Source organism: Actinomyces procaprae, from assembly GCF_004798665.1.
GTDB lineage: Bacteria > Actinomycetota > Actinomycetes > Actinomycetales > Actinomycetaceae > Actinomyces > Actinomyces procaprae.
The window spans coordinates 883,948-904,681 of sequence record NZ_CP039292.1; the positions used below are offsets into that span (position 1 = coordinate 883,948).

A 20,734-nucleotide genomic window follows, 5' to 3' on the forward strand; every position below is an offset into this window, starting at 1 on the left:
CTTGTGCGTCCGGGAAGGCCTCGCAAGCCCGTGTGGATGAACTCTGGATTCCGAAAGTATGAGGTCTCCGACCGGCATCTCCTCCTCAAGGACGAGGCGCGTCCTGGAGCGCGGCGACGACCTCCTGGCGCAGCAGCGCACCACCGGCGTCGGCCGGGTGGTGCACCGTGCGGATGCCGAGCGCCCCCGCCGCGGAGATGTTGGCCGCGTTGTCATCCACGAACAGTGCCTCCTGCGGAGTCACCCCCGCCAGCTCCAGCACGGCGCGGAAGTAGCTCGGGCTGGGCTTGGCCGCCCCGAGTGTGCAGGAGTAGGCGTCGATGTCGCACAGGCCGTCGTAGCCGAGTGCCGAGCGCATCCAGGCGCGCCGCTCATGCTGCTGGTTGGTGGCCAGCACCGTGGTGTAGCCGGCCTGCTTGAGGTCGCGCACGATCTGCCAGGCGACCGGGTCCGGCGTGGCCCGCCACCACAGTTCCAACAGCTGCTCCGCGCTCGCGGTGAGCCCCAGCTCGCCGGACAGCCGCTCCAGCAGCGTGCGCAGGCTCTCGCGTCCCTCCAGCGCGGCCCCCTCCTCGGCGAGGAGCCGACGGCAGAACTCCGCGCCCCCGCCGGCGGTCAAGGCCTGGTCCCAGGGGGTGCCGATCAGCTGCAGTACGCCGTCGGCATCGAAGAGCACGGCGCGTACCGGACCGGTGCCGAGGGCGGGGATGGCGGGCGGAGCGGGGCGGGGGGTCGGCGTCATGTGGTGATCGTGGCGCAAAGCAGGGTGTTTGGCCAGTGGTCGCCGGGGCGCTGACCGGATGGCGGGTGGGTGCGTTCGGGGGCCGGGCGGCGGCGTAGGCGTGGCGTTAGCGGGCGGGTGCCGCTAGCGCTCGCGGGATACGGCTGAGCGCCGGGGGATGAGCGTGGGGACGGCTACACGGCTGGGCGGCTGTTCGCCGGTGCCCGCAGCCTGCGCGGCCAGCAGATCGAGTGCCCCGGCGGCGATCAGGTCGAAGGGCACCCGCACGGTCGTCAGCGGCACGGCCAGCTGGGTGGCCAGCGGGGTGTCGTTGTAACCGACCACGCTCAGATCCCCGGGCACGGCGCGTCCCAGGGCGTTCGCGGCGGCGAGCGCCCCCAGGGCCAGGTTGTCGTTGGCGGCGAATACCGCCGTCGTGTCCGGGGAGCCCGCCAGCATGCCGCTAGCGGTCCGAAGGCCCGCCGCATATCCGAAGCCGCAGTGCCGGACCCGCTCCGCGGGCGCCTCCAGGCCGGCCTCTGCCATGGCGCGGTGGTACCCGGCCAGACGCTGCTTGGCGGTGGAGGTGAAGTCGGGGCCGGGCAGCACGGCGATGGCGGTGTGGCCGAGGTCGATCAGATGCCGGGTGGCCAGATAGCCGCCGAGCTCGTCGTCGCACACGGAGGAGGGGGACACGCCGTCGGTGCGCAGCGCGAGCACATGCGGCACGCCCCGTTCGCGCAGGGAGTTGGGCAGGGGGTCGTCGAGTCGTGCGGTGGCCAGCACCAGGCCGTCGACGCGCCGGGCCAGCAGCGAGTCGACGGCGTGGGACTCGGCGGCGGAGTCGTCCCCGCATACGGATACGAGTGCGAACAGGCCCCGGGAGGCGGCCTCGGCGTATATGGCCTCGAACAGGAGTGCCATCACGGTGTCAGACAGGCGCGGCACCAGCACCCCCACCGTGCCGGTGTCGCCCCGGCGCAGCGCGGAGGCGGCGGCGTCGCGGCGGTACCCGAGGCGTGCGGCCGCCTGCCTGACGCGTTCAGCGGTGGCGGTGTGGGAGGGAGGTAGGCGTTCGTCGAGGATCCGGGAGACGGTCGATGTGGACACGCCTGCGGCGGCGGCAACGTCCTTGAGAGTAACGGTCTTCACGGCTGCGCCTCCTCGCTCGCTGACCGCATCGTAGCGGGGCCCTGGCGAATGAGGAGGTGCCTAGAGCGCGGCAGCGCTCATATGTGACCGCTTCTCCTGGGGCGGGGTCACGCGCCCGCCGGCAAACCCGCCGCGGAACACGGCGGTTAGACGACGACGGCGGCCAGCGCGAATCCGTAGAGCACACTCAGCCCGGTGGCCATGAGGCCAGGGATCAGGAAGGGGTGGTCGAAGAAGTGCGTGCCGAGCTGGGTAGAGCCGGTGTCATCGAGCTCGACCGCTGCCAGCAGGGTCGGATAGGTGGGCAGGATGAACAGGGAGGAGGTCGCCGGGAAGCAGGCGACTACGGTGGCCGGGGCGACGCCTATAGCCAGCGCCGTCGGGAACAGTGCCTTGGTGGATGCCGCCTGCGAGTAGAGCAGCGAGGAGGCGACCACCACGAGCAGGGCGAACAGCCAGGGCCTGCCTGCGAGCGCATCGCCCAGGTGCGCCTGGATCCAGTCCTGGTTGGCGGTCATGAAAGTGGTGCCCAGCCAGGCGACGCCGAGGATGCAGGCGCAGGCGTTCATGCCGGTGCGGAAGATGGAGGATCCTGGAATTGCCTTCGGGTTGGCCCGGCAGGCCACGACGATCGCCCCGGCGGCGGCGAGCATGACGCTGATGCGGCACTGACCGGCGTCCATGACGGGGTTGGCGATCAGTCCGACCTTCTCGGAGATGGCGATGGAGTAGGCCAGCACGATCACGAGGGCGATCACGAAGATCAGCACCGACAGCTTGGCGCCCGGGCGTAGATCGCGGACCTGGTGCCGCGGCGGGGAGACCTCACCCGCCTCCAGCCGGCGCCGATACTCCGGCACGGCGTCGAGCCGGTCGTCGCCGCGGGCCTTGTCCCACAGCATGAACAGCAGGGCGGTGGTCATGGTTCCCAGGAAGGTGGCGGGGATCGACACCAGGATCAGGTCGATGAAGGTCCACCCGGTGTTCGTCTCCTCCAACTGGCCGGACAGGAACACCACGGCGGCGGAGATCGGTGAGGCGGTGATGCCCAGCAGGGATCCGGCCACGCCCACCGCCAGGGAACGGGTGGGGCGGATGTTGTTCTCCTTGGCGACCTCGACGATCACCGGCATGGTTGCGAAGGAGACCTGTCCGGTGGAGGCGGCGAAGGTCAGCAGGTAGGTCACCATCGGCGCCAGTAGCGCCAGGTACTTGGGATGTGCCCGCAGCAGCCGGTCGGTGAGGTTCACCAGGTAGTCGATCCCGCCGGCGACCTGCATGGCCGCTGCCGAGTAGATGACCACCATGATGAATACGATCACCTGCATGGGCAGGTCGCCGGGGGCGGCGCCGAGCAGGGACAGTACGAATACTCCCGCGCCTGCGGCGAAGGCGATGCCGATGCCGCCGATTCTGGCGCCGATGATGATGAAGGCGATGAAGACGAGGAACTGTAGGAGGATCACGGCCTACTCCATTGTGGGCGGTGGTTGGGAGACGGGCCGACGCCAGGCATGATCGCCGCGACGCCGGGTGAGGCGGGGCGTGGCGGCCGCGGTGTACGCCGGTGACCGCCACGCCCCGTCCGGTCAGGCCGGGATCTGTGCCTTGCCGAGGCCGGCGGCGGCCAGCGCGGCGGCGATCTCCTCGTGGGCACCCTCGGCCAGGGGCCGCAGCGGGGAGCGCACGGTCGCCGTCTCCAGCACGCCGCGCTCCACCAGCGCCTCCTTCAGGGCTACGGTGCCCTCCATGTGGCTGCCGCGGTGGTAGACGGCCTTGGTTACCGGCAGGAGCTGGTCGTGGATGGCCCGGGTGGCGTCGTAGTCGTGTGCCTGGCCGGCCTTTAGCAGCTTGATGAGCAGCTCGGGGGCGATGTTGCCGTAGCCGACCAGGAGGCCGTCGACGTCGAACATGGTGTGCAGCAGGTACTCATCGTGGCAGCTCATGATCGTCAGGTCCGGGAAGGCCTCCCGCAGCACCGGGATCTCGGTGTCCCAGCGCTTCATGTTGCGCACGCCGTTCTTGGTGTAGTGCACGCCGGGCAGTGCGGCGATCTCCAACTGGGTGTCCAGGTCGTAGCTGCACTTGGTGTTGTCCGGGTACTGGAAGAGGATCTCGTTGAGTCCGGTCTCCTCGTAGATGGCCCGGTAGCGGTCCTGCGGGGCGCCGGGCTGGAAGCCGAAGCGCAGCCAGCCGTGGGAGGGGTAGACCAGGCCGGCCGTGGCTCCGGCATCAACGGCGCGCTGCGCCTCCTCGCAGGCGACCTTGGTGCCCTCGCCGGTGATGCCGGCGACTACCGGCACGCGGCCGTCGGTGGAGGCGACGAAGGCCTCGATAACGGCCACCTGCTCGGCCTGGGTGAGGAAGGTGCCCTCCCCGGCGTGGCCCAGGACGACCAGCGAGGTTACCTCCGGGAAGGATCCCAGCCAGGAGCCCAGGCGCTTGATGGCGGGGAAGTCGATATCGCCGTCGGGGGTGAAGGGGGTGACGGGGGCGGGGTTGAGGCCGCGCAGGTTGGGTACTGGAACGCTCATGTCGGTTCACTTCCTTGGGAATGCGAGCGGATTCGGGACTCCCGGGAACCGATGCAATCGTTCCCGGGAACGATTGCAAGCATATGGGTGCGGCCACCTGCCTGTCTATAGGCCCTAGGGCCCAGGGGGGTGCGTATACGGCTCTCCCGACAGGGCCATACTTGGGCCCATGGCAGATCCCGATACCGCGCTCGATGCGCTGCACGACGACGACGCCTACGCCGACTCCATCTGCGGGCTCGTCACCGCCTCGCCCACCAGCTACCACGCGGCCGCGGAGGTCGCGCGGCGCCTGGACGCCGTCGGCCTCACCGCCATCGACGAGCACGAGCCCTGGGGCGCCGACCTGCCGCGGCGCGGCTACACCATCCGCGACGGCGCCATCATCGCCTGGCTGCTGCCCGAGCGGCTGGGCGCGGACGCCGGACTGCGGATCGTCGGCGCCCACACGGACTCACCCGCCCTGCGGCTCAAGCCCCGTGCCGCCATGGTGCGCGACGGCGTGCAGCTGCTGAACGTGGAGGTCTACGGCGGGCCGCTGCTGAACTCCTTCCTGGACCGTGAGCTCGGGCTGGCCGGACGCCTGGTCACCCGCGACGGCGCCACCCGGCTGGTGCGCACCGGCCCCATCGCCCGCGTCGCGCAGGTGGCCCCGCACCTGCACCGCTCCGTGAACGACTCCCTGCACCTGGACAGGCAGGCACACCTGCTGCCGCTGTGGACGCTGGCGGACCCCTCCGACGTCGCGGCCGCCCGGCCCGGCCCCGACGCGCCCGAGCGCTACCTGTGCGAACTGGCCGGCATCGACCCCGCCGACCTGGCCTTCGCCGATATCCTCACCTACCCCACCGAGCCCCCGGCGCGCTTCGGGCGCCGCGGCGAGCTCCTCGCCTCCTCGCGCCTGGACAACCTCTCCTCCGTGCACGCCGCACTGGTTGCCCTGGAGGCGCTGGCGCGTGAGGGTGCGGACATCGGCACGACCGACCCGATCGTCTTCGTCGCCAACGACCACGAGGAGGTCGGCAGCGGCACCCGCGCCGGCGCCGCCGGACCCTTCCTGGAGACCGTCCTGGAGCGGCTGGCCCGGGCAATGGGCGTGGCCGACGACGCCTATCCCGCCCTGCTGGCCCGCTCGCTGTGCCTCTCCGCCGACGCCGGCCACGCCGTCCACCCGAACTACCCGCAGCTGCACGATCCCGCCGTGCGTCCCGTCCTCGGCGGGGGCCCGCTGCTGAAGATCAACGCTCAGCAGCGCTACGCCACCGACGCCGCGGCCGTGGCCGCCTGGATGCGCGCCTGCCGTGCAGCGGCCGTACCCACTCAGGACTTCGTGTCCAACAACGCCGTGCCCTGCGGCACCACGATCGGCCCGCTGACCGCCACCCGCCTGGGCATCCCCACGGTCGACGTCGGCCAGGGGCTGCTGTCCATGCACTCCCAGCGGGAGATGTGCGCCGTCGCCGACGGCGGCCGCCTGGCCCGGGCCATGCACTCCTACTGGCAGGGAGCCTGAGCGGCGGTGAACCCGGCATACCGCCGTCCGCCCGCCCGGCTGGGGCGCCCGCCCGGGCGCCGACCGCGCAGGCTGATGCCGGGCGGCCGCCGACCGCAACCGCCCGGCGTCACCGCTCAGGGGCGGCCCGCGCTCAGCGCCAGGCTCCCCGCCAGTACTGAACCGGCAGGTGGGCGGCGCGCCAGTCGTTGACCCCCAGCTCGTGGCTCCAGCGCACCGGCAGGTACGGGTCGCGCAGGGCGGCACGGCCGGCTGCGACGGCGTCGGCCAGGCCGGCCACCAGGATCTGCTCGGCCTGCAGCCCGGAGTCGATGATGCCGACGGCGACCACCTGCGCCTGCCCGCCCCCCGGCGTCGTCAGCCCGGCGACCGCCTGCTTGACCTGCGCCGCGAAGGGCACCTGGTAGCCGGGCCCCACCGGCACCTTCCCGGGCACATTCCCGCCGGTGGACACGTGCAGCACATCCACGCCGGCCCGAACCAGCTGCCGGGACAGCTCGGCGGTGTCCTCCCCGGTGAGCCCGCCCTCTGCCCAGTCGGTGGCCGACAGGCGGATGTCCAGGACCGTGTCATCCCCGATGGCCTCGCGTACCGCAGCCACGACTTCCAGGGGGAAGCGCCGCCGTCCCTCCGGGGAGCCGCCGTAGGCGTCGGTGCGCGTGTTGGACAGGGGGGACAGGAACTGGTGGATCAGGTAGCCGTGCGCGCCGTGCAGCTCAATCACGTCATAGCCCGCCGCCACGGCGCGGCGGGCGGCGTCGGCGAAGGCACGGACGGAGTCGGCGATCTCCTCCGTCGCCAGCGCCCGCGGCATGGCGTGCCCGGGATAGGGCGCGGCGCTCGGCGCCACCAGCTCCCAGCCGGGCAGCGTGCCCGACCGCGCGCCCTCCACGTCGGGCCGCCACGGGGGAGTGCCCGCCTTGCGGCCGCCGTGCCCGAGCTGCACCCCGGCCAGCGCCCCGCCGGCGTGGATCGCCTCGACGATGCGGCGGTGCCCGTCCACCTGGGCGTCGTCCCACAGGCCCAGGTCGTTGGGGGACAGGCGCCCCTCCGGGGTGACGGCACTGGCCTCGACGATGATCGTGCCGAAGCCGCCCTGGGCGCGGGTGCCGTAGTGCAGCACATGCCAGTTGCTGGGGCGGCCGTCCTCGGCGGTGACCGAGTACATGCACATGGGTGGGAGCCATAGGCGATTGCGGGCGGTGAGCCCCCGCACGGTCAGGGAATCCAATAACAAGGGATGCGCCATGAGTCAACGCTACGCGACACGGCCGTAATCCGTAAGGGGGCAACAAAAGGTAATGCGGTCGGGATCACTGCAACGGCCCGCGCGGGCTCGATAGCCTTTACTCATCATGACCACTTCTACCCTCGCCCCCTCTCGTCCTGTTCCCTTCGGCGATCCCGCCCATGCGCCCGCCCCGATCACTCGGCGCGTCGACGACGTCGCCCTCGTGTTCGAGGGCGGCGGCATGCGTGGCACTTACACCGCAGCGCTAGTGCAGGTGCTGCTGGAGGAGGGGCTGTTCTTCCCCTGGGTCGGCGGCATCTCCGCCGGATCCACGAACACCGTCAACATGGTCTCGCGCGACCTGTGGCGCACGCGCGAGGCATTCGTTGGGCTGACCACCGACCCGGACGCCGGCGGCTGGGGCAGCTTCGCGCGCGGGCGCGGCTACTTCAACTCCGAGCACATCTACCAGCACACCTCCCTGCCGGGTGAGCTGTTCCCCTTCGACTGGGAGACCTTCAAGGCCTCGGAGGCGACCGTGCGCATCGGCTCCTTCCGCTGCGACACCGGTGAGGAGGTCTACTGGGGCCTGGAGGACATGCAGGTCATGAACGACCTGCTGGTGCGCTGCCAGGCCTCCTCATCCATGCCGGTGCTCATGCCCACCGTCCACATCGACGACGCCCCGTACCTGGATGGCGCACTCGGCCCGACCGGCGGCTTCGCCACGGACGCGGCCGCAGCCGACGGCTATGAGCGCATGCTCGTGGTCTCCACCCGGCCGGCCGGCTACCGCAAGCCCGCGGAGAAGCGTGCCGCCGCCTACCGGCGCATGTTCCACAAGCAGCCGGAGGTCGCCGAGGCGATCATCAACCGGCCCGCCGCCTACAACCGGACCATTGAGGAGCTGGAACAGGGGCGGCGCGAGGGACGCGTCTACCTGTTCCAGCCCGACCGTATGGCGATTGAGAACGGTGAGCTGCGCTACGACCGCGTGGTGGGCGCCTATGAGGCGGGCCTGGCCCAGGCGCGCCGCGAGCTGCCGGACATCCTGGACTTCCTGGGCGCCTGAGTCGTGCCGCCCGGAGCGGCGGGGCCTGACACGCACCGCCCGGGCCGGCCCGGCGACCGCACCCGTAACGGGAGTGTGACAGTGTCAACGTTCGGTTTCGCTGGCCCTGGGGCCGGCTCCCGTGTTGAGTTGGGCCCTGTGCCGCCCGGACCCGGGCGGGCTATGGCGTGAAGGAGCATTCTCATGACCAGTAAGCCCAAGATCGGGATCGTCCTCGGATCGGTGCGGGAGGTCCGCCTCGGCGAGCAGATCGCCGAGTGGGTGCTTGAGCACGCGCGCGCCCGCGGCGACGCCCACTACTCCATCATCGACGTCAAGTCCTTCGACCTGCCCCTGTTCACCTCGCAGGTTCCACCCGCGATGGCCAACAAGCAGTATGACGACCCGCGGGTGCAGGCCTGGTCCGAGGCCATCGACTCCCAGGACGGCTTCGTGTTCGTCACCTCCGAGTACGACCACGGCATCCCCGGCGCCTTCAAGAACGCGACCGACCACCTCTTCTCCGAGTTCCAGAACAAGACCGTCGGCTTCGTCGGCTACTCCGGCGACGGCGCGATCCGTGCCGTCGAGCAGTGGCGCACGGTGCTGGGCGGATGGAGCGTGCACACCGTCTTCCCGGCGGTGCAGCTGATGCTGTACACCGACGCCTCCGCGGACATGAGCACCTTCACTCCCGCCGACCTGCGTGACGGCGAGCTCGCCGCCACCCTTGACGCCGTGGTCGCCTCCATCAACGCCCGTAAGGCCTGACGGCCACTGTGCGGGCTTCAGTCCCCGGGGAAGCCGAAGGACGTGATTGCCGGTACCGGCAGCCCGCAGTCGAGCGCAGTCGCCAGTAGCCGCAGCACCGATAGCTCGTGCGGCGCAATCGGCTCGGGCAGGTCGTCCAGCGCGAACCACTTCAGGCCGCCGCACTTGGCAGGCTCCTGAATCGTCGGCGTGCCGCGCCAGCGGTTGAGGGTGAAGAAGAAGTCCGCACGCTGCTCGCGGGCCGGCCCGCCGATGGCATTGGAGCGGTGCATGGCGGTCAGCGGCACCAGGTCGCCGGGGGTGACGTCCAAGCCCAGCTCCTCGGCGCCCTCGCGCACCGCCGCCGCGGTCACCGACTCGCCGGGCTCGACGTGCCCGGCGATCCCCGCGGCCCAGTGCCCGTCCATGAAGCCGGTGTTGCGGCGCAGCTGCAGCAGCACCTCGGTTGCGGCGGCGCCGTCAGGCCCGTCGGCAGGGGAGCGGGGCGCGCGGTCGACGCCGATGGGATGTCCGGTGCCGAGTGCCCCCGTGGTCATGACTGTGGCGGCGTCCTTTCGGGGACGCAGCAGCAGCACGTAGGCGGCGGGCACGAGCGCGAAGGGAGCGGCGGTGCCGGCGGGCACGGCGTCGTCGGCGCCGGTGGGACGGGGGAGAGCGGGCATGCCTGCACGCTAGCGCAGCGCTGCAGCCTCGTGGCTTTCACGCCGGAGCCCCACGGGGTGCACAGGTGGCGCATAAGCGGGATCACCAGACTGGTCGGTGACCAGCAAGCCGATGCCGCGGCGGCGGTGGAACATGGGCACCGTTGTCGGGCGCCGGCAGCACACCTGAAGGAGATCCCCATGCGTATGAGCCGAACCACCGAATACACCGCCGACCTCGACGAGGACCGTTTGGGCATGCGGCGCCGCTCCGTGCTGCTGGGCGGACTCGGCCTGGCCACGGTCAGCGTGCTGGCGGCCTGCGGCCCCTACAACGGCTCCGCCTCCACCGCCACAGGCACCACCGAGGCGGCCGCCGATGCGGACACCACCGCCACCTCCGCCGCCGCGGAGGCCTCCGTCGGCCCGGAGTACCACGAGGCATCCGAGTCGAACACCGCCCTGTCGGGCGGTTCCTGGACCGGCTCGATCGGCGACAAGGAGATCACCCTGAGCGGTGCCTACCTCGTCGACGGCATCACGGCCACCATCGACGGCGGCACCTTCGAATCCACCAACGGCGACGAGACCGTCTTCCTGGTCGTCAACGGCGGGAGCCTCACCGTCACCAACGCCCGCGTCAGCAAGTCGGGCGACGCCTCCACCGACGGCGAGCACGGGGTGGACGACTCCTACAGCTTCTACGGGCTCAACTCCGCGATCGTGGTCGTCGGCGAGGGCAGCAGCGCCAGCATCGACCAGACCACGCTGACCACCGGCGCCTCCGGCGCCAACGCCGTCGTCGCCACCGGCGGCGCCAGCGCCACCATCACCGCCAGCGCCATCGCCACCACCGGCGAGTCCTCCCGCGGCCTGCACGCCACCTACGCCGGGGCGATCACCGGCGCCAACCTGACCATCACCACCGAGGGCGCCCACTGCGCCGCCGTCGCCACCGACCGCGGCTCCGGCACCGTGACGGTGGACGGTACGAACACCTTCACCACCGCCGGCGACGGCTCGCCCTGCATCTACTCCACCGGTGAGATCACCGTCTCCGGCCTGACCGGTGCCTCCGCGCAGGGGCAGGCGATTGTGGTTGAGGGCAAGAACCACGCCACCGTCTCCGACTCGACCTTCACCACCGACTCGGAGACCGCCGGCGTCATGCTGTACCAGTCCATGTCCGGGGACGCAGCCGACTCCGACGCCGCCACCGAGGCCTCCACCCTCGCGCTCACCGACGTCTCCTTGACCTGCAGCCGGGAGGTGCCGATCCTCTACGTCACCAACACCACCGCCGAGGCCACGCTCACCGGCTGCGCCCTGGAGACCACCGGCGGCCTGGCCACCGCCGACGAGGACCGCTGGGGCAACTCCGGCTCCAACGGCGGCATCCTGACCCTCACCCTGGACGGAACCAGCTTCGCCGGTGCCATCACCGCCGGGAGCACCTCTGCCATCACCGTCAGCACCACCAACGGCGGCGCCGCCACCGGCACCACGTCCGGCGACGTCACCGTCTCCTGAGCCGGCGGCTCAAGTGGGCTGCGGGCGAACTTGGAGGTATCCCACAAGATGCGGTCGCGGATACGGGCGGCAAACGGCGGTGCGTCGCGGCGAACTCAACCCCTACGGTGGTGGCATGAGCACAAACCTGCGCCCTGCCATCCGCGTTAACACCGATTCCGAAGCTGTGCCCCTGGCTCGCCGTGTCGTCCGCGAGGCGGCGCTCATCGCCGGTGGCGCCGCCGCCATAGCCCTGATCGGCCAGGTCGCCCTGCCCCTGCCCTTCACGCCGGTGCCGGTGACCCTGGGCACCCTGGCGGCCCTCGGAGTGGGCGGCGTGCTCGGCTCGCGCCGCGGCCTTGCCGCCGTTGCGCTGTTCGCCGCTGCGGCCGCGCTCGGCGCCCCGGTGCTCGCGGGCTGGAGCGGCGGTATCACCGTATCCTTCGGGTACGTGCTCGGCTACGGGCCGGCGGCGCTCCTGGCCGGACGGGCCACGCCCATCACCCTTGATCGGGGTGCGGGCGCGGCGACTGCGCGCGCGGTGGCGCTGCGGGTGGGCCTGATGCTGGCTGCCTCCGCACTCGTCTACGCCCCCGGGCTGGTTTGGCTGCACGCCGCCACCGGTGCCTCCTGGGCCACTACCGTCTCCCTGGGGCTCGCGCCGTTCATCATCGGCGACCTGCTCAAGTCCCTGGCGGCTGCCCTGCTGCCCCGCCCGGCGGCCCTGCGCTGACCCGCCCCACTCCCGGATCCTGAGATCGGGTGTCCATTGCCCACTAAGCGGCGATAGGACTGCAACATGGTCAACTCAGTCGATTCCCCCGAGTCCTCCCGGCCTGCAGGCTCCCGCCCCGTGGCCGCGCAGCGCAGTGACGAGGACCGCTCGGCATACATCGCCGTCACGGTCTTCCCGCTGCTGATCCTGCTGGCGTTCGCCGCCGCAATGACGGCCCCCGAGGCGCTCAGCCCACTGGCGGCCGGCACCAACTATGCCCTGGGCATCATCATGTTCGGCATGGGCCTGACCCTGACGCTCCCCGACTTCGCCCTGGTGGTGCGCCGCCCCCTGCCGGTACTGGTGGGGGTGGCCGCCCAGTTCGTGGTCATGCCGCTGATCGCCTGGACCCTGACCCGCGTCTTCCAACTGGACCCGGCCCTGGCCGCCGGCGTCATCCTGGTCGGCTGCGCCCCCGGCGGCACCTCCTCCAACGTCATCTCCTACCTCTCCCGCGGAGATGTCGCCCTGTCGGTGACCATGACCTCGATCTCCACCCTGCTGGCCCCGCTGATGACGCCGTTACTGACCCAGTGGCTCGCCGGCCAGTACATGCCCGTCGACGCCGGCTCCATGGCCATGTCGATCGTCAAGATCGTGCTGGTGCCGGTTATCGGCGGCCTGGTGGTCCGTGCCCTCCTGGGGCGGTTCGTGGAGCGGGTGCTGCCGGTCATGCCCTGGGTCTCGGTGCTCGGCATCTGCTATGTGGTGATTGCGGTCGTCTCCGGCTCGGCCGACAAGATCGCCTCCGCCGGAGCGCTGGTGCTGGTGGTGGTCGCCGTGCACAATTGCCTGGGCTACCTGCTCGGCTACGGCATCGGCCGGGTGACCAGCCGTGACGAGAAGGCCTCGCGTACCACCGCCATTGAGGTCGGCATGCAGAACTCCGGCCTGGCTGCCGGGCTCGCCGCCCAATACTTCAGCCCGGAGGCGGCCCTGCCGGGTGCGGTCTTCTCCATCTGGCACAACCTCTCCGGCGCCGTGGTGGCGGCCCTGTTCCGCCGTCGGGACGCTCGCGCCGCCGCCTTGACGCCCATCATCTAGCGGCTCGTGGTCGGTGGCCGTCGGGAGCTCCTACGAACTCTTAGTGTAGCCTTGGGTAATGTGGCGAATTTCTCGGTGGATCTGCATACATCGGGCATTGCCCGATGACGTCCCGTGGCTAAACTCGTGAGCTGGGTAACGGCGCCCCGTGCTTGAAGCGACGGTCTGGTGTGGCTTGGGCTCTGCCAGGCTGGATTCGGTAGGTCTCTCGGACGCGGGTGGTGTATAAATCCTCGCAACAGCCTTGCGCGACCCGCCGAGGCAGGCTCGGACCCTCGCGGTTGCGTGCCACCAGACTCATATCGGAGGTCCTCATGACTACAACGAAGATCACACGCCGTATGTTCGGTGGGCTCGGCGCCGCCGGTGTTACTGTACTACTTCTTGCCGCTTGCGGCTCCAACGACTCCACCTCATCGTCCTCCGCTGACGCGGCCTCTGGTCAGGGCTCCGCCTCTGGCGGCAAACTCACCCTGGCCTACAACTCTGACGGCCCCCACAAGGCCTGGGTCGAGGCCGTGTGCAATTCAGTGAGCAACACCTTGGGTATCAAGATGGAGCCGCTGCCCTTCGCCCAGTTCTCTGAGCTCCGCTCCCAGATCACCGACCGCACCCTCGTAGGTGCCTTCCGCACCGGCTGGCAGGCTGACTACCCGTCGATGGCTAACTTCCTCGGCGCCGTGTACCAGACCGGTGCCGGTTCCAACGACGCCGACTACTCCAACGCGGACTTTGACCGGCTCCTCGCCGACGCCGCCGCTAGCACCGATGAGGCTGCCGCCGCAGACCTCTACCTTCAGGCGCAGGCGCAGCTGCTCAAAGACCTTCCTGCCGTGCCGCTGTGGTACCAGAACGGCTTCGGCGGACACTCCAACAACGTCGCCAACGTAGCTTTCAACTGGAAGTCCGTCCCGGTATACAACGAGATTACGACCAATGCAGCTGACGGAATCGTCATCGCCAACGACACTGAGCCGCAGAATGCTCTCGTTCCCTCCAACACCAACGAGGTCGGTGGCGGACGCATTATTGACCTCATCTTCTCCAACCTCGTGCGCTTTGAGACTGACGGAAGCGTCGTCAATGAAGTCGCCGAGTCTATTGAGACCGATGACAATCAGAACTACACCGTCAAGATCAAGGACGGCTGGACTTTCACCGATGGCAGTCCAGTAACCGCCGACTCTTTCATCAAGGCGTGGAACTATGGCGCACTGCTGTCAAATGCCCACCTGTCTAGCTACTTCTACGAAGTTATCGAAGGTTTTTCCTACGATGAGGACTCTGAACTCACCGGTCTGACTAAAATTGATGACCTGACTTTTACTATCAAGCTAACGGCCCCCGCTTCGGACTTCAAGCTCCGCCTGGGCTACTCTGCCTTCGCGCCGTTGCCCGAGGTTGCGTTCGAAGACATGGACGCCTTCGGCCAGGCGCCCATCGGAAACGGCCCCTACAAGGTTGACAGTTGGACGCACGACGCTGAGATCGTACTGTCCAAGAACGCTGACTATAGGGGCGGTCAGACTGTAGCTAACGAGGGTGTCACCTTCACTATCTACACCGATTACGATTCCGCTTACAATGACCTGCTCGCGGACTCCCTCGACGTGCTTGATGCGATCCCCGACTCCGCGCTGTCCTCCTTCACCAGTGAGCTGGGCGAGCGTGCGATCAATCAGCCGGGTGCTGTTATCCAGACCCTGTCGATCAATGTCAACGCCGATCACTTCAAGATGGACGACGAGGGCCGCCTGCGCCGTGCCGCCATCTCTCGTGCTATCAACCGCAAAGAGATCTGCGACACTCTCTACTACGACACCCGGACTCCCGCCTCTGACTTCACATCGCCGGTCATCGCCGGATGGTCTGACACTATCGAAGGTAGTGACGTTCTGACCTACGATGAGACCGACGCCAAGGCTTTGTGGGACCAGGCAAATGCCATCGCCGAGTTCTGATCCTGGCATGAGCTCAGCATTATGAGGGTCCCGGCCTCAACATGCTCCGCCGGGCCCGCACTCTGCGTGGTGCGGGCCCGGCGCACGTCGGGCCCCCGACACTGCCGCTACCACTCGACCCAGCCAAGGAGACGCATATGGTCCGCTATGCCGGACGCAGGCTGCTGCAGATGATCCCTGTCTTCTTCGGGGCCACCGTTCTAATTTACGCTATGGTCTTCGCTCTTCCGGGTGATCCCGTCGCTGCGCTTGGCGGGGAGCGGGCGTTGAGCCCCGCAGTCCAAGACCAGATCCGCGCCGACTACAACCTCGACAAGCCCTTCATTGTGCAATACCTGCTCTACCTTAAGGGTGTATTCACGCTTGACCTGGGTACTACGCTGCGCGGCTCGAGGCCGATTATCGACGTTCTGGCCGGTGCTTACCCAGTTACAATCAAGCTTGCGTTTATGGCCCTGACCTTTGAGGCTGTTGCCGGCATCGCCGTTGGCTTCATCGCAGGTGTGCGCAAGGGGCGCTGGTTCGACGCCACTGCCCTGGTTATGTCTCTCGTTGTCATCGCCGTGCCGACCTTCGTCATCGGCTTTCTCCTGCAGTTCTTTATCGGCGTACGCCTAGGCTGGTTGCCGGTGACTGCGGGCAACAGCCCCGGTTTTAGGGAGCTACTCATGCCTGCGGTCGTGCTCGGTGCCGTTTCTTTCGCTTACGTGCTGCGCTTGACCCGCACCGAGGTCGCGGAGAACTTATCTGCGGACTATGTGCGTACTGCCCGCGCCAAAGGCTTGTCCGGATTTCGCGTTATGGTGGTTCATGTCCTGCGCAATTCCCTCGTACCGGTAATCACTTTCCTTGGTGCCGACCTCGGCGCTCTCATGGGCGGAGCGATCGTGACTGAGGGTATTTTCAATATCAATGGCGTAGGAGGTACGCTCTACAAAGCCATCTTGCAGGGCGAGGGCCCCACCGTAGTGTCCTTCACGACTGTCCTCATCCTTGTATTCGTCGTATCCAACCTTGTCGTGGACCTGCTCTACGCCGCTCTCGACCCGAGGATTCGTTATGCCTGAGAACCAGCCATCCCGAGCCCGCCCCGGACAAGACCGTTACGTCGCCGAAACTGATGAGCAGGGCCTGGGGGCAGTCGACGCTGTCTCCGACGAGACTGCCCCCTCGTCCATGTGGGGTGAAGCGTGGAAGCAACTGCGCCGACGTCCGATTTTCTGGGTGTCCGCAGTCCTCATCGTCTGTGCCCTCGCTTTGGCCATCGCTCCCGGATTGTTTACTCGCGTCGACCCTGCCTACTGCCAGCTGCGAGACTCCTACGGACCGGCCAGCAGTGGTCACCCATTCGGTTTCGACCGTCAGGGCTGTGACATTTACTCCCGTACCGTCCACGGTGCCCGCGCCTCCGTGACGGTGGGTGTGCTCACTACTCTTGTCGTTGTTGTCGTGGGTTCTGTGATCGGGTCGGTCGCTGGCTTTTTCGGTGGCTGGATTGATGCCCTGCTCGCCCGCTTCACCGACATCTTCTTCGCCGTGCCCTTTGTGCTTGCTGCGATCGTCGTCATGCAGATGTTCAAAGGACGCTCCTCAATCATCACCGTCGTGCTGGTTCTGGCGGTCTTCGGTTGGCCCCAGATCGCTCGTATCACCCGTGGCGCTGTCATGAGCGTCAAGAACGAGGACTTCATTACCGCCTCGCGCTCACTGGGCTCGGGTCGCCTGGCGATCCTTCTGCGCCACGTGCTGCCCAATGCTGCGGCCCCCATCATCGTCACCGCGACCGTACAACTAGGCTCTTTCATCGTTTCCGAGGCGACCTTGTCATTCCTCGGAGTTGGGCTGCCGCCGTCGATGGTCTCGTGGGGGGCGGACATCGCCACCGCGCAGGCTGCCCTGCGGGACCACATCTCTGTGCTTCTCTACCCGGCCGGGGCGCTGGCTCTGACCGTACTTGGATTCATCATGATGGGCGATGCCGTGCGTGACGCCCTCGACCCGAAGGGCCGCAAGTGACCGTCGAAAGCACCACCGTCGTCGCGGATACCGCCGCGCTCCTAGAGGTCCGCGACCTTGAGGTCGCGTTCCGCTCGTCCACAGGCCTCGTGCCCGCCGTCCGCAAGGCGAACCTGACCTTGTACCCCGGCCAGTCCGTCGCCATCGTCGGCGAGTCCGGATCGGGCAAGTCTACCCTAGCCTCAGCTGTCATCGGTTTGCTGCCCGGTACAGGTCGCGTAACCGGCGGCAGCATCGTCTTCAACGGCAAGGACATCACCCACGCCAGCGCCCGTGAGTACCAGTCCCTGCGTGGCAGCGAGATCGGCTTGGTTCCCCAGGACCCGATGAGCAACCTCAACCCCGTATGGTCTATCGGTTTCCAGGTCAAGGAGGCGCTGAAGGCCAATGGGCTCGCTGGCGTTGCCGACGATCGCCTGGCCGCCTTGGCTGCCGTCGACCGTGGCGAGTCTGCGCCCGCGGGTGTGAGCATTGACGTCGATGACCAGGTCGCCCTCCTGCTGGAGGAGGCCGGGCTTCCCGACGCCGCCCGTCGTGCTCGCCAGTACCCGCACGAGTTCTCCGGCGGTATGCGCCAACGAGCCCTCATCGCTATCGGCCTTGCCGCACGCCCCCAGCTGCTCATCGCCGATGAGCCGACCAGCGCTCTCGACGTCACCGTCCAGCGCCGCATCCTCGACCACCTTGGGGAGCAAATCCGCAGCCTGGGCACCGCCATGCTGTTCGTCACCCACGACCTGGGCCTGGCCGCTGAGCGTGCCGAGCACATCATTGTTATGCACCGCGGACGCGTCGTTGAGTCCGGGCCCTCCATCGAGGTGCTCCAGGACCCTCGTCACCCCTACACCCAGCGCCTAGTCCAGGCCGCTCCCTCGCTCGCCTCACGTCGTATTCAGACCGCCCACGCTGCCGGCGTCCAAGTCATCGAGGACGAGTTGGGCGTGCGTGAGATTGCCGACGACGTTGACGAAGTCCTGCGCGTCGAGCACCTGACGAAGATATTCGACGTGCGTGGTGCCAAGGGCGAGGCCAAGATCCTCAAGGCGGTCGATGATGTCACCTTCGGGGTACGCCGTGGTACGACCACCGCGCTCGTGGGAGAGTCCGGCTCTGGCAAGTCCACGGTCGCCAATATCATCCTCAACCTTTTAGACCCCACCTCTGGCAAGGTCTTCCACAACGGGGTAGACCTATCAACGCTCGGACCCAAGCAGCTCTTCGCACTCCGGCGCATCATGCAGCCGGTCTTCCAGAACCCGTACGGGTCCCTCGATCCCATGTACTCCATCTTCCGGGTCATAGAGGAGCCGTTGCGTGTCCACCATGTCGGTACGCGCAAGGACCGTGAGGCCCGCGTGGCCGAGTTGCTTGATCTCGTGTCACTGCCGCGCTCAGTCATGCGCCGTTACCCCAACGAGCTCTCTGGTGGCCAGCGCCAGCGCGTCGCCATTGCGCGGGCGCTCGCGCTCAGGCCGGAGATTATCGTGCTCGACGAAGCGGTGTCGGCCCTTGACGTGCTCGTCCAGGCCCAGGTGCTGCGCCTGCTCGCCGATTTGCAGTCCGAGCTCGGTCTCACCTACCTGTTTATCACCCATGACCTAGCGGTTGTGCGCCAGATCGCTGACGATGTCGTCGTTATGGAGCACGGGCGGGTCGTCGAGTCCGGTCCCTCCGACGATCTCTTCAACCAGCCTCAACAGGACTACACGCGTGAGCTCATAAACGCCGTGCCGGGGGCGGCCATCCCGCTGTATGGAGGCTGAACCACTGCCGCACGCCGTAACCGAATGGTTGGGGCACTGACACCTACTCAGGGGATCTCTACACGCTCAAGGGGATGAGACAGGAATGGTGCGGCGCCCACCACCGGCCTGGATTTAGTGGTAGGCCGTACCGGGACCGTGCTGGTCGCGATTACCTGCTTCTACCCGGTTTTGGGCAAAAGGCGTATCCATCTTGGTGCCAGTGGGTTGGTCAGTGGGGCTGGTGCCAGGGGTAGTTGGTGATGGTGCCTTCGAGGGTGCCGGGGCGTGAGCGGGGGCCGGTGCGGCCTGCGGCGGTGGGATTGCCCGGCCTCGCGGCTGCGGTGAGGTCCTGGTAGCGCGTGGGTGGGGCGTTCACGGCCCGCTGGAGCAGTCTGAGGAAGACCAGCCCTCGGTGGCGGGAGCTGCGGCGGTTGAAGCGGAAGACGAACTCGTCCAGGTAGGAGTCCAGGTGCTCCCTGGACGCTGAGCCGCGGTAGGCGCCGGCCAGGAAGTGGTCCATAAGCGCGAACAAGCGGTGGACGGCAGGCAGCTCCTCGTGCGCGGGGCGCCCCGACGCGCGCACGCTCCTGATCTCGTGGGTGTAGGGGCCCATCAACGGCGGGTAGGACGCCCAGGCGTCCGTGACCACGGTGGAGCCGGGGGCCACCGCCCAGGACAGGAACGGGCCCAGTGACTCCTTGGAGGCATCGGGAACGACGCGTAGGCGAGCCCTTCCCCACCTGTAAGAGCCGGTCTCGATAGCGCCCGCCACGAGCACCTTGCCGGCAGCGCCGCGGCCCGCGGTGCCGGGCCTTGGGCCGCCGACGTAGGTCTCGTCGACCTCCACCCGCCCCGACAAGGGCGCGCCATCCTGGCCCATCGCCGATCGGAGCCTGGCCAGGGCGGCCCAGGAGCGTCTGGTACGAACCGATCGGCAGTACCCGCTGAAGATGAGCAGCGCTTATGCCGTCCTTACCGGAGGTCATCTGCCAAGCTATCTCCAACCACACCGTGGGCGGCAGGCGGGTCCTGTCCAGGAGCGCGCAGGAGGTGACGCTGACCCTTCTGCGACAGCCCGTGCAACGCCAGATACCGCTGAACTAGCCGGTAGCGCCGTGACCAGCGTAATGAGGGCACCGGAACCCATCTGGCCAACGCAGCCAGGCCAGGTAATCGCGGCACGCCCCATCAGTAGAGAACCAGGCCCTGAACTCCGCCAAGTCGCGCGGGTAGTCCGCGCCCGCCACCAACCCCTCTGCGAGCCCGGCACGGGTATCGTCACCCACGACGACCACCCCCTCATGGTGTCGTCCACGCCCCCGGCTGCTCCAACAGCGCGGCGGCACTCTCACCACCCGACTCTACCCACCCCCACTGGCACCAAGATGGATACGCCTTTTGGGCAATTTCGCTCTCCGTTAGCTGTGGTAATGGCTAGAAGTCGGTGGCGGTTGTCCTTGCGGTCTGGCTGCTGTGGTGGCGCCCGCAGCCATCACATCCCCTGGGAGGCGTTGCGTGGCACCCGCACCCGCTGGGGACTGGTGCTGGAACTCGTGTTGGATGTCCCCGCTAGCGGCGTGACCGCGTCCGTCTGCCAGCCGTAGGGGTATTCACCGCCGCACCGCGTGGGTGTGGCGCCGTCCGCGTCAACGAGGCCTACCTGGCTGCCACGTCCTCCGATCCGTCCGCCCCTTCAGGTAATGCGTCTAAGCGCCGCGCCTACCGGACCCGTATGGACGCCAGCGACAGTGCCTAGGTGATCGGGTTGCTTCAGGACGCCCGCGCCGGAACAACCGGTACTGACCCGTCGGCGGCGGCGCGCCCAGAGATCAGACAAACTGTCGGCAGGCACTGCCGAGCCTGCCGACTACTCCGCCAGTGCCGGCTCCGCAAGCATAGGCACCCAGTCTTTGGTTGCAGTCGCCCAGATTCCAATTGTTCGCTCGGGACGCGAGTCCCATGGCTACGACTGCCGTAGTACTCCTGCTGTCGGACGGCTCGCAGCGCCAGGGATATCGAAATGCCGGCGTGCCTTTCTCGCGCTATAACGCGGAGAATGTGGGAGCTTGA

The 20,734-nt window shown here is 68.2% G+C and carries 18 protein-coding genes; 10 read left to right on the plus strand and 8 right to left on the minus strand.

Features of this window, described 5'->3' with window-relative positions; genetic code table 11:
* Positions 1-85 precede the first annotated feature (85 nt).
* The 4 genes from E4J16_RS03365 to E4J16_RS03380 form a co-directional block, all read right to left on the minus strand.
* Positions 86-742 carry an HAD-IA family hydrolase gene (locus E4J16_RS03365; RefSeq protein ID WP_136313259.1) on the minus strand — a complete coding sequence of 219 codons (657 nt, stop codon included), beginning with the start codon at positions 740-742 and terminating at the stop codon, positions 86-88.
* A gap of 123 nt (positions 743-865) precedes the next feature.
* Positions 866-1,873 (minus strand): LacI family DNA-binding transcriptional regulator, encoded by a 1,008-nt coding sequence (locus tag E4J16_RS03370; protein ID WP_136313260.1) that lies wholly within the window; start codon positions 1,871-1,873, stop codon positions 866-868.
* Positions 1,874-2,019: 146 nt separating this feature from the next.
* On the minus strand, positions 2,020-3,339 hold the full coding sequence (locus E4J16_RS03375; protein ID WP_136193502.1) for an anaerobic C4-dicarboxylate transporter family protein: 1,320 nt from the start codon (positions 3,337-3,339) through the stop codon (positions 2,020-2,022).
* Between the two features lie 123 nt (positions 3,340-3,462).
* Complete coding sequence (locus E4J16_RS03380) at positions 3,463-4,407, minus strand: dihydrodipicolinate synthase family protein (RefSeq protein WP_136313261.1); 945 nt, start codon at positions 4,405-4,407, stop codon at positions 3,463-3,465.
* Between the two features lie 169 nt (positions 4,408-4,576).
* On the opposite strand from E4J16_RS03380, the gene E4J16_RS03385 reads away from it, so the two are divergent.
* Positions 4,577-5,920 (plus strand): M18 family aminopeptidase, encoded by a 1,344-nt coding sequence (locus E4J16_RS03385; protein ID WP_136313262.1) that lies wholly within the window; start codon positions 4,577-4,579, stop codon positions 5,918-5,920.
* 133 nt (positions 5,921-6,053) lie between these two features.
* Here the strand turns inward: E4J16_RS03385 and E4J16_RS03390 are convergent, their stop codons facing one another.
* On the minus strand, positions 6,054-7,169 hold the full coding sequence (locus E4J16_RS03390) for an oxidoreductase (RefSeq protein ID WP_136193499.1): 1,116 nt from the start codon (positions 7,167-7,169) through the stop codon (positions 6,054-6,056).
* Positions 7,170-7,275: 106 nt separating this feature from the next.
* On the opposite strand from E4J16_RS03390, the gene E4J16_RS03395 reads away from it, so the two are divergent.
* Both E4J16_RS03395 and E4J16_RS03400 read left to right on the plus strand, forming a co-directional pair.
* On the plus strand, positions 7,276-8,223 hold the full coding sequence (locus E4J16_RS03395; RefSeq protein WP_136313263.1) for a patatin-like phospholipase family protein: 948 nt from the start codon (positions 7,276-7,278) through the stop codon (positions 8,221-8,223).
* 183 nt (positions 8,224-8,406) lie between these two features.
* Entirely contained in the window at positions 8,407-8,973 is a 567-nt protein-coding gene (locus tag E4J16_RS03400; protein ID WP_136193497.1) for an NADPH-dependent FMN reductase, read from the plus strand.
* A 17-nt stretch (positions 8,974-8,990) separates the two neighbouring features.
* Here the strand turns inward: E4J16_RS03400 and E4J16_RS03405 are convergent, their stop codons facing one another.
* Positions 8,991-9,635 carry an NUDIX hydrolase gene (locus tag E4J16_RS03405; RefSeq protein WP_136313264.1) on the minus strand — a complete coding sequence of 215 codons (645 nt, stop codon included), beginning with the start codon at positions 9,633-9,635 and terminating at the stop codon, positions 8,991-8,993.
* Positions 9,636-9,821: 186 nt separating this feature from the next.
* Between E4J16_RS03405 and E4J16_RS15300 the strand changes: the two genes are divergently transcribed.
* The 7 genes from E4J16_RS15300 to E4J16_RS03440 all read left to right on the plus strand — a co-directional run bounded on the left by E4J16_RS15300 (position 9,822) and on the right by E4J16_RS03440 (position 18,682).
* Entirely contained in the window at positions 9,822-11,144 is a 1,323-nt protein-coding gene (locus E4J16_RS15300) for a hypothetical protein (RefSeq protein ID WP_136313265.1), read from the plus strand.
* 115 nt (positions 11,145-11,259) lie between these two features.
* The gene (locus E4J16_RS03415; protein WP_136313266.1) at positions 11,260-11,856 is read left to right on the plus strand and encodes a biotin transporter BioY; all 597 of its coding nucleotides are present in this window, start codon (positions 11,260-11,262) and stop codon (positions 11,854-11,856) included.
* Positions 11,857-11,922: 66 nt separating this feature from the next.
* Positions 11,923-12,942: a bile acid:sodium symporter family protein gene (locus tag E4J16_RS03420; RefSeq protein ID WP_136313267.1), complete on the plus strand. Its 1,020-nt coding sequence runs from the start codon at positions 11,923-11,925 to the stop codon at positions 12,940-12,942.
* Between the two features lie 314 nt (positions 12,943-13,256).
* On the plus strand, positions 13,257-14,903 hold the full coding sequence (locus tag E4J16_RS03425) for an ABC transporter substrate-binding protein (protein ID WP_136313268.1): 1,647 nt from the start codon (positions 13,257-13,259) through the stop codon (positions 14,901-14,903).
* A gap of 137 nt (positions 14,904-15,040) precedes the next feature.
* Entirely contained in the window at positions 15,041-15,970 is a 930-nt protein-coding gene (locus E4J16_RS03430; protein WP_092611010.1) for an ABC transporter permease, read from the plus strand.
* Positions 15,963-16,919: an ABC transporter permease gene (locus tag E4J16_RS03435; RefSeq protein WP_136313269.1), complete on the plus strand. Its 957-nt coding sequence runs from the start codon at positions 15,963-15,965 to the stop codon at positions 16,917-16,919. Before E4J16_RS03430 ends, E4J16_RS03435 begins: the two co-directional genes overlap by 8 nt.
* Complete coding sequence (locus tag E4J16_RS03440) at positions 16,916-18,682, plus strand: dipeptide ABC transporter ATP-binding protein (protein WP_136313270.1); 1,767 nt, start codon at positions 16,916-16,918, stop codon at positions 18,680-18,682. The genes E4J16_RS03435 and E4J16_RS03440 overlap by 4 nt, the downstream gene beginning before the upstream one ends.
* 211 nt (positions 18,683-18,893) lie before the next feature.
* On the opposite strand, the gene E4J16_RS03445 is transcribed toward E4J16_RS03440, so the two are convergent.
* Positions 18,894-19,544 carry an IS1595 family transposase gene (locus E4J16_RS03445; RefSeq protein WP_240038250.1) on the minus strand — a complete coding sequence of 217 codons (651 nt, stop codon included), beginning with the start codon at positions 19,542-19,544 and terminating at the stop codon, positions 18,894-18,896.
* 220 nt (positions 19,545-19,764) lie between these two features.
* Positions 19,765-20,019 carry a transposase gene (locus E4J16_RS16185; RefSeq protein ID WP_136313272.1) on the minus strand — a complete coding sequence of 85 codons (255 nt, stop codon included), beginning with the start codon at positions 20,017-20,019 and terminating at the stop codon, positions 19,765-19,767.
* Positions 20,020-20,734: the final 715 nt, after the last annotated feature.

Excerpts from the sequence above, each read along its gene's own strand:
- E4J16_RS03365 (WP_136313259.1), bottom strand. The coding sequence starts at position 742 with ATGACGCCGACCCCCCGCCCCGCTCCGCCCGCCATCCCCGCCCTCGGC.
- E4J16_RS03380 (WP_136313261.1), bottom strand. The coding sequence starts at position 4,407 with ATGAGCGTTCCAGTACCCAACCTGCGCGGCCTCAACCCCGCCCCCGTC.
- E4J16_RS03385 (WP_136313262.1), top strand. The coding sequence starts at position 4,577 with ATGGCAGATCCCGATACCGCGCTCGATGCGCTGCACGACGACGACGCC.
- E4J16_RS03390 (WP_136193499.1), bottom strand. The coding sequence starts at position 7,169 with ATGGCGCATCCCTTGTTATTGGATTCCCTGACCGTGCGGGGGCTCACC.
- E4J16_RS03395 (WP_136313263.1), top strand. The coding sequence starts at position 7,276 with ATGACCACTTCTACCCTCGCCCCCTCTCGTCCTGTTCCCTTCGGCGAT.
- E4J16_RS03400 (WP_136193497.1), top strand. The coding sequence starts at position 8,407 with ATGACCAGTAAGCCCAAGATCGGGATCGTCCTCGGATCGGTGCGGGAG.
- E4J16_RS03405 (WP_136313264.1), bottom strand. The coding sequence starts at position 9,635 with ATGCCCGCTCTCCCCCGTCCCACCGGCGCCGACGACGCCGTGCCCGCC.
- E4J16_RS15300 (WP_136313265.1), top strand. The coding sequence starts at position 9,822 with ATGAGCCGAACCACCGAATACACCGCCGACCTCGACGAGGACCGTTTG.
- E4J16_RS03415 (WP_136313266.1), top strand. The coding sequence starts at position 11,260 with ATGAGCACAAACCTGCGCCCTGCCATCCGCGTTAACACCGATTCCGAA.
- E4J16_RS03420 (WP_136313267.1), top strand. The coding sequence starts at position 11,923 with ATGGTCAACTCAGTCGATTCCCCCGAGTCCTCCCGGCCTGCAGGCTCC.
- E4J16_RS03425 (WP_136313268.1), top strand. The coding sequence starts at position 13,257 with ATGACTACAACGAAGATCACACGCCGTATGTTCGGTGGGCTCGGCGCC.
- E4J16_RS03430 (WP_092611010.1), top strand. The coding sequence starts at position 15,041 with ATGGTCCGCTATGCCGGACGCAGGCTGCTGCAGATGATCCCTGTCTTC.
- E4J16_RS03435 (WP_136313269.1), top strand. The coding sequence starts at position 15,963 with ATGCCTGAGAACCAGCCATCCCGAGCCCGCCCCGGACAAGACCGTTAC.
- E4J16_RS03445 (WP_240038250.1), bottom strand. The coding sequence starts at position 19,544 with ATGGGCCAGGATGGCGCGCCCTTGTCGGGGCGGGTGGAGGTCGACGAG.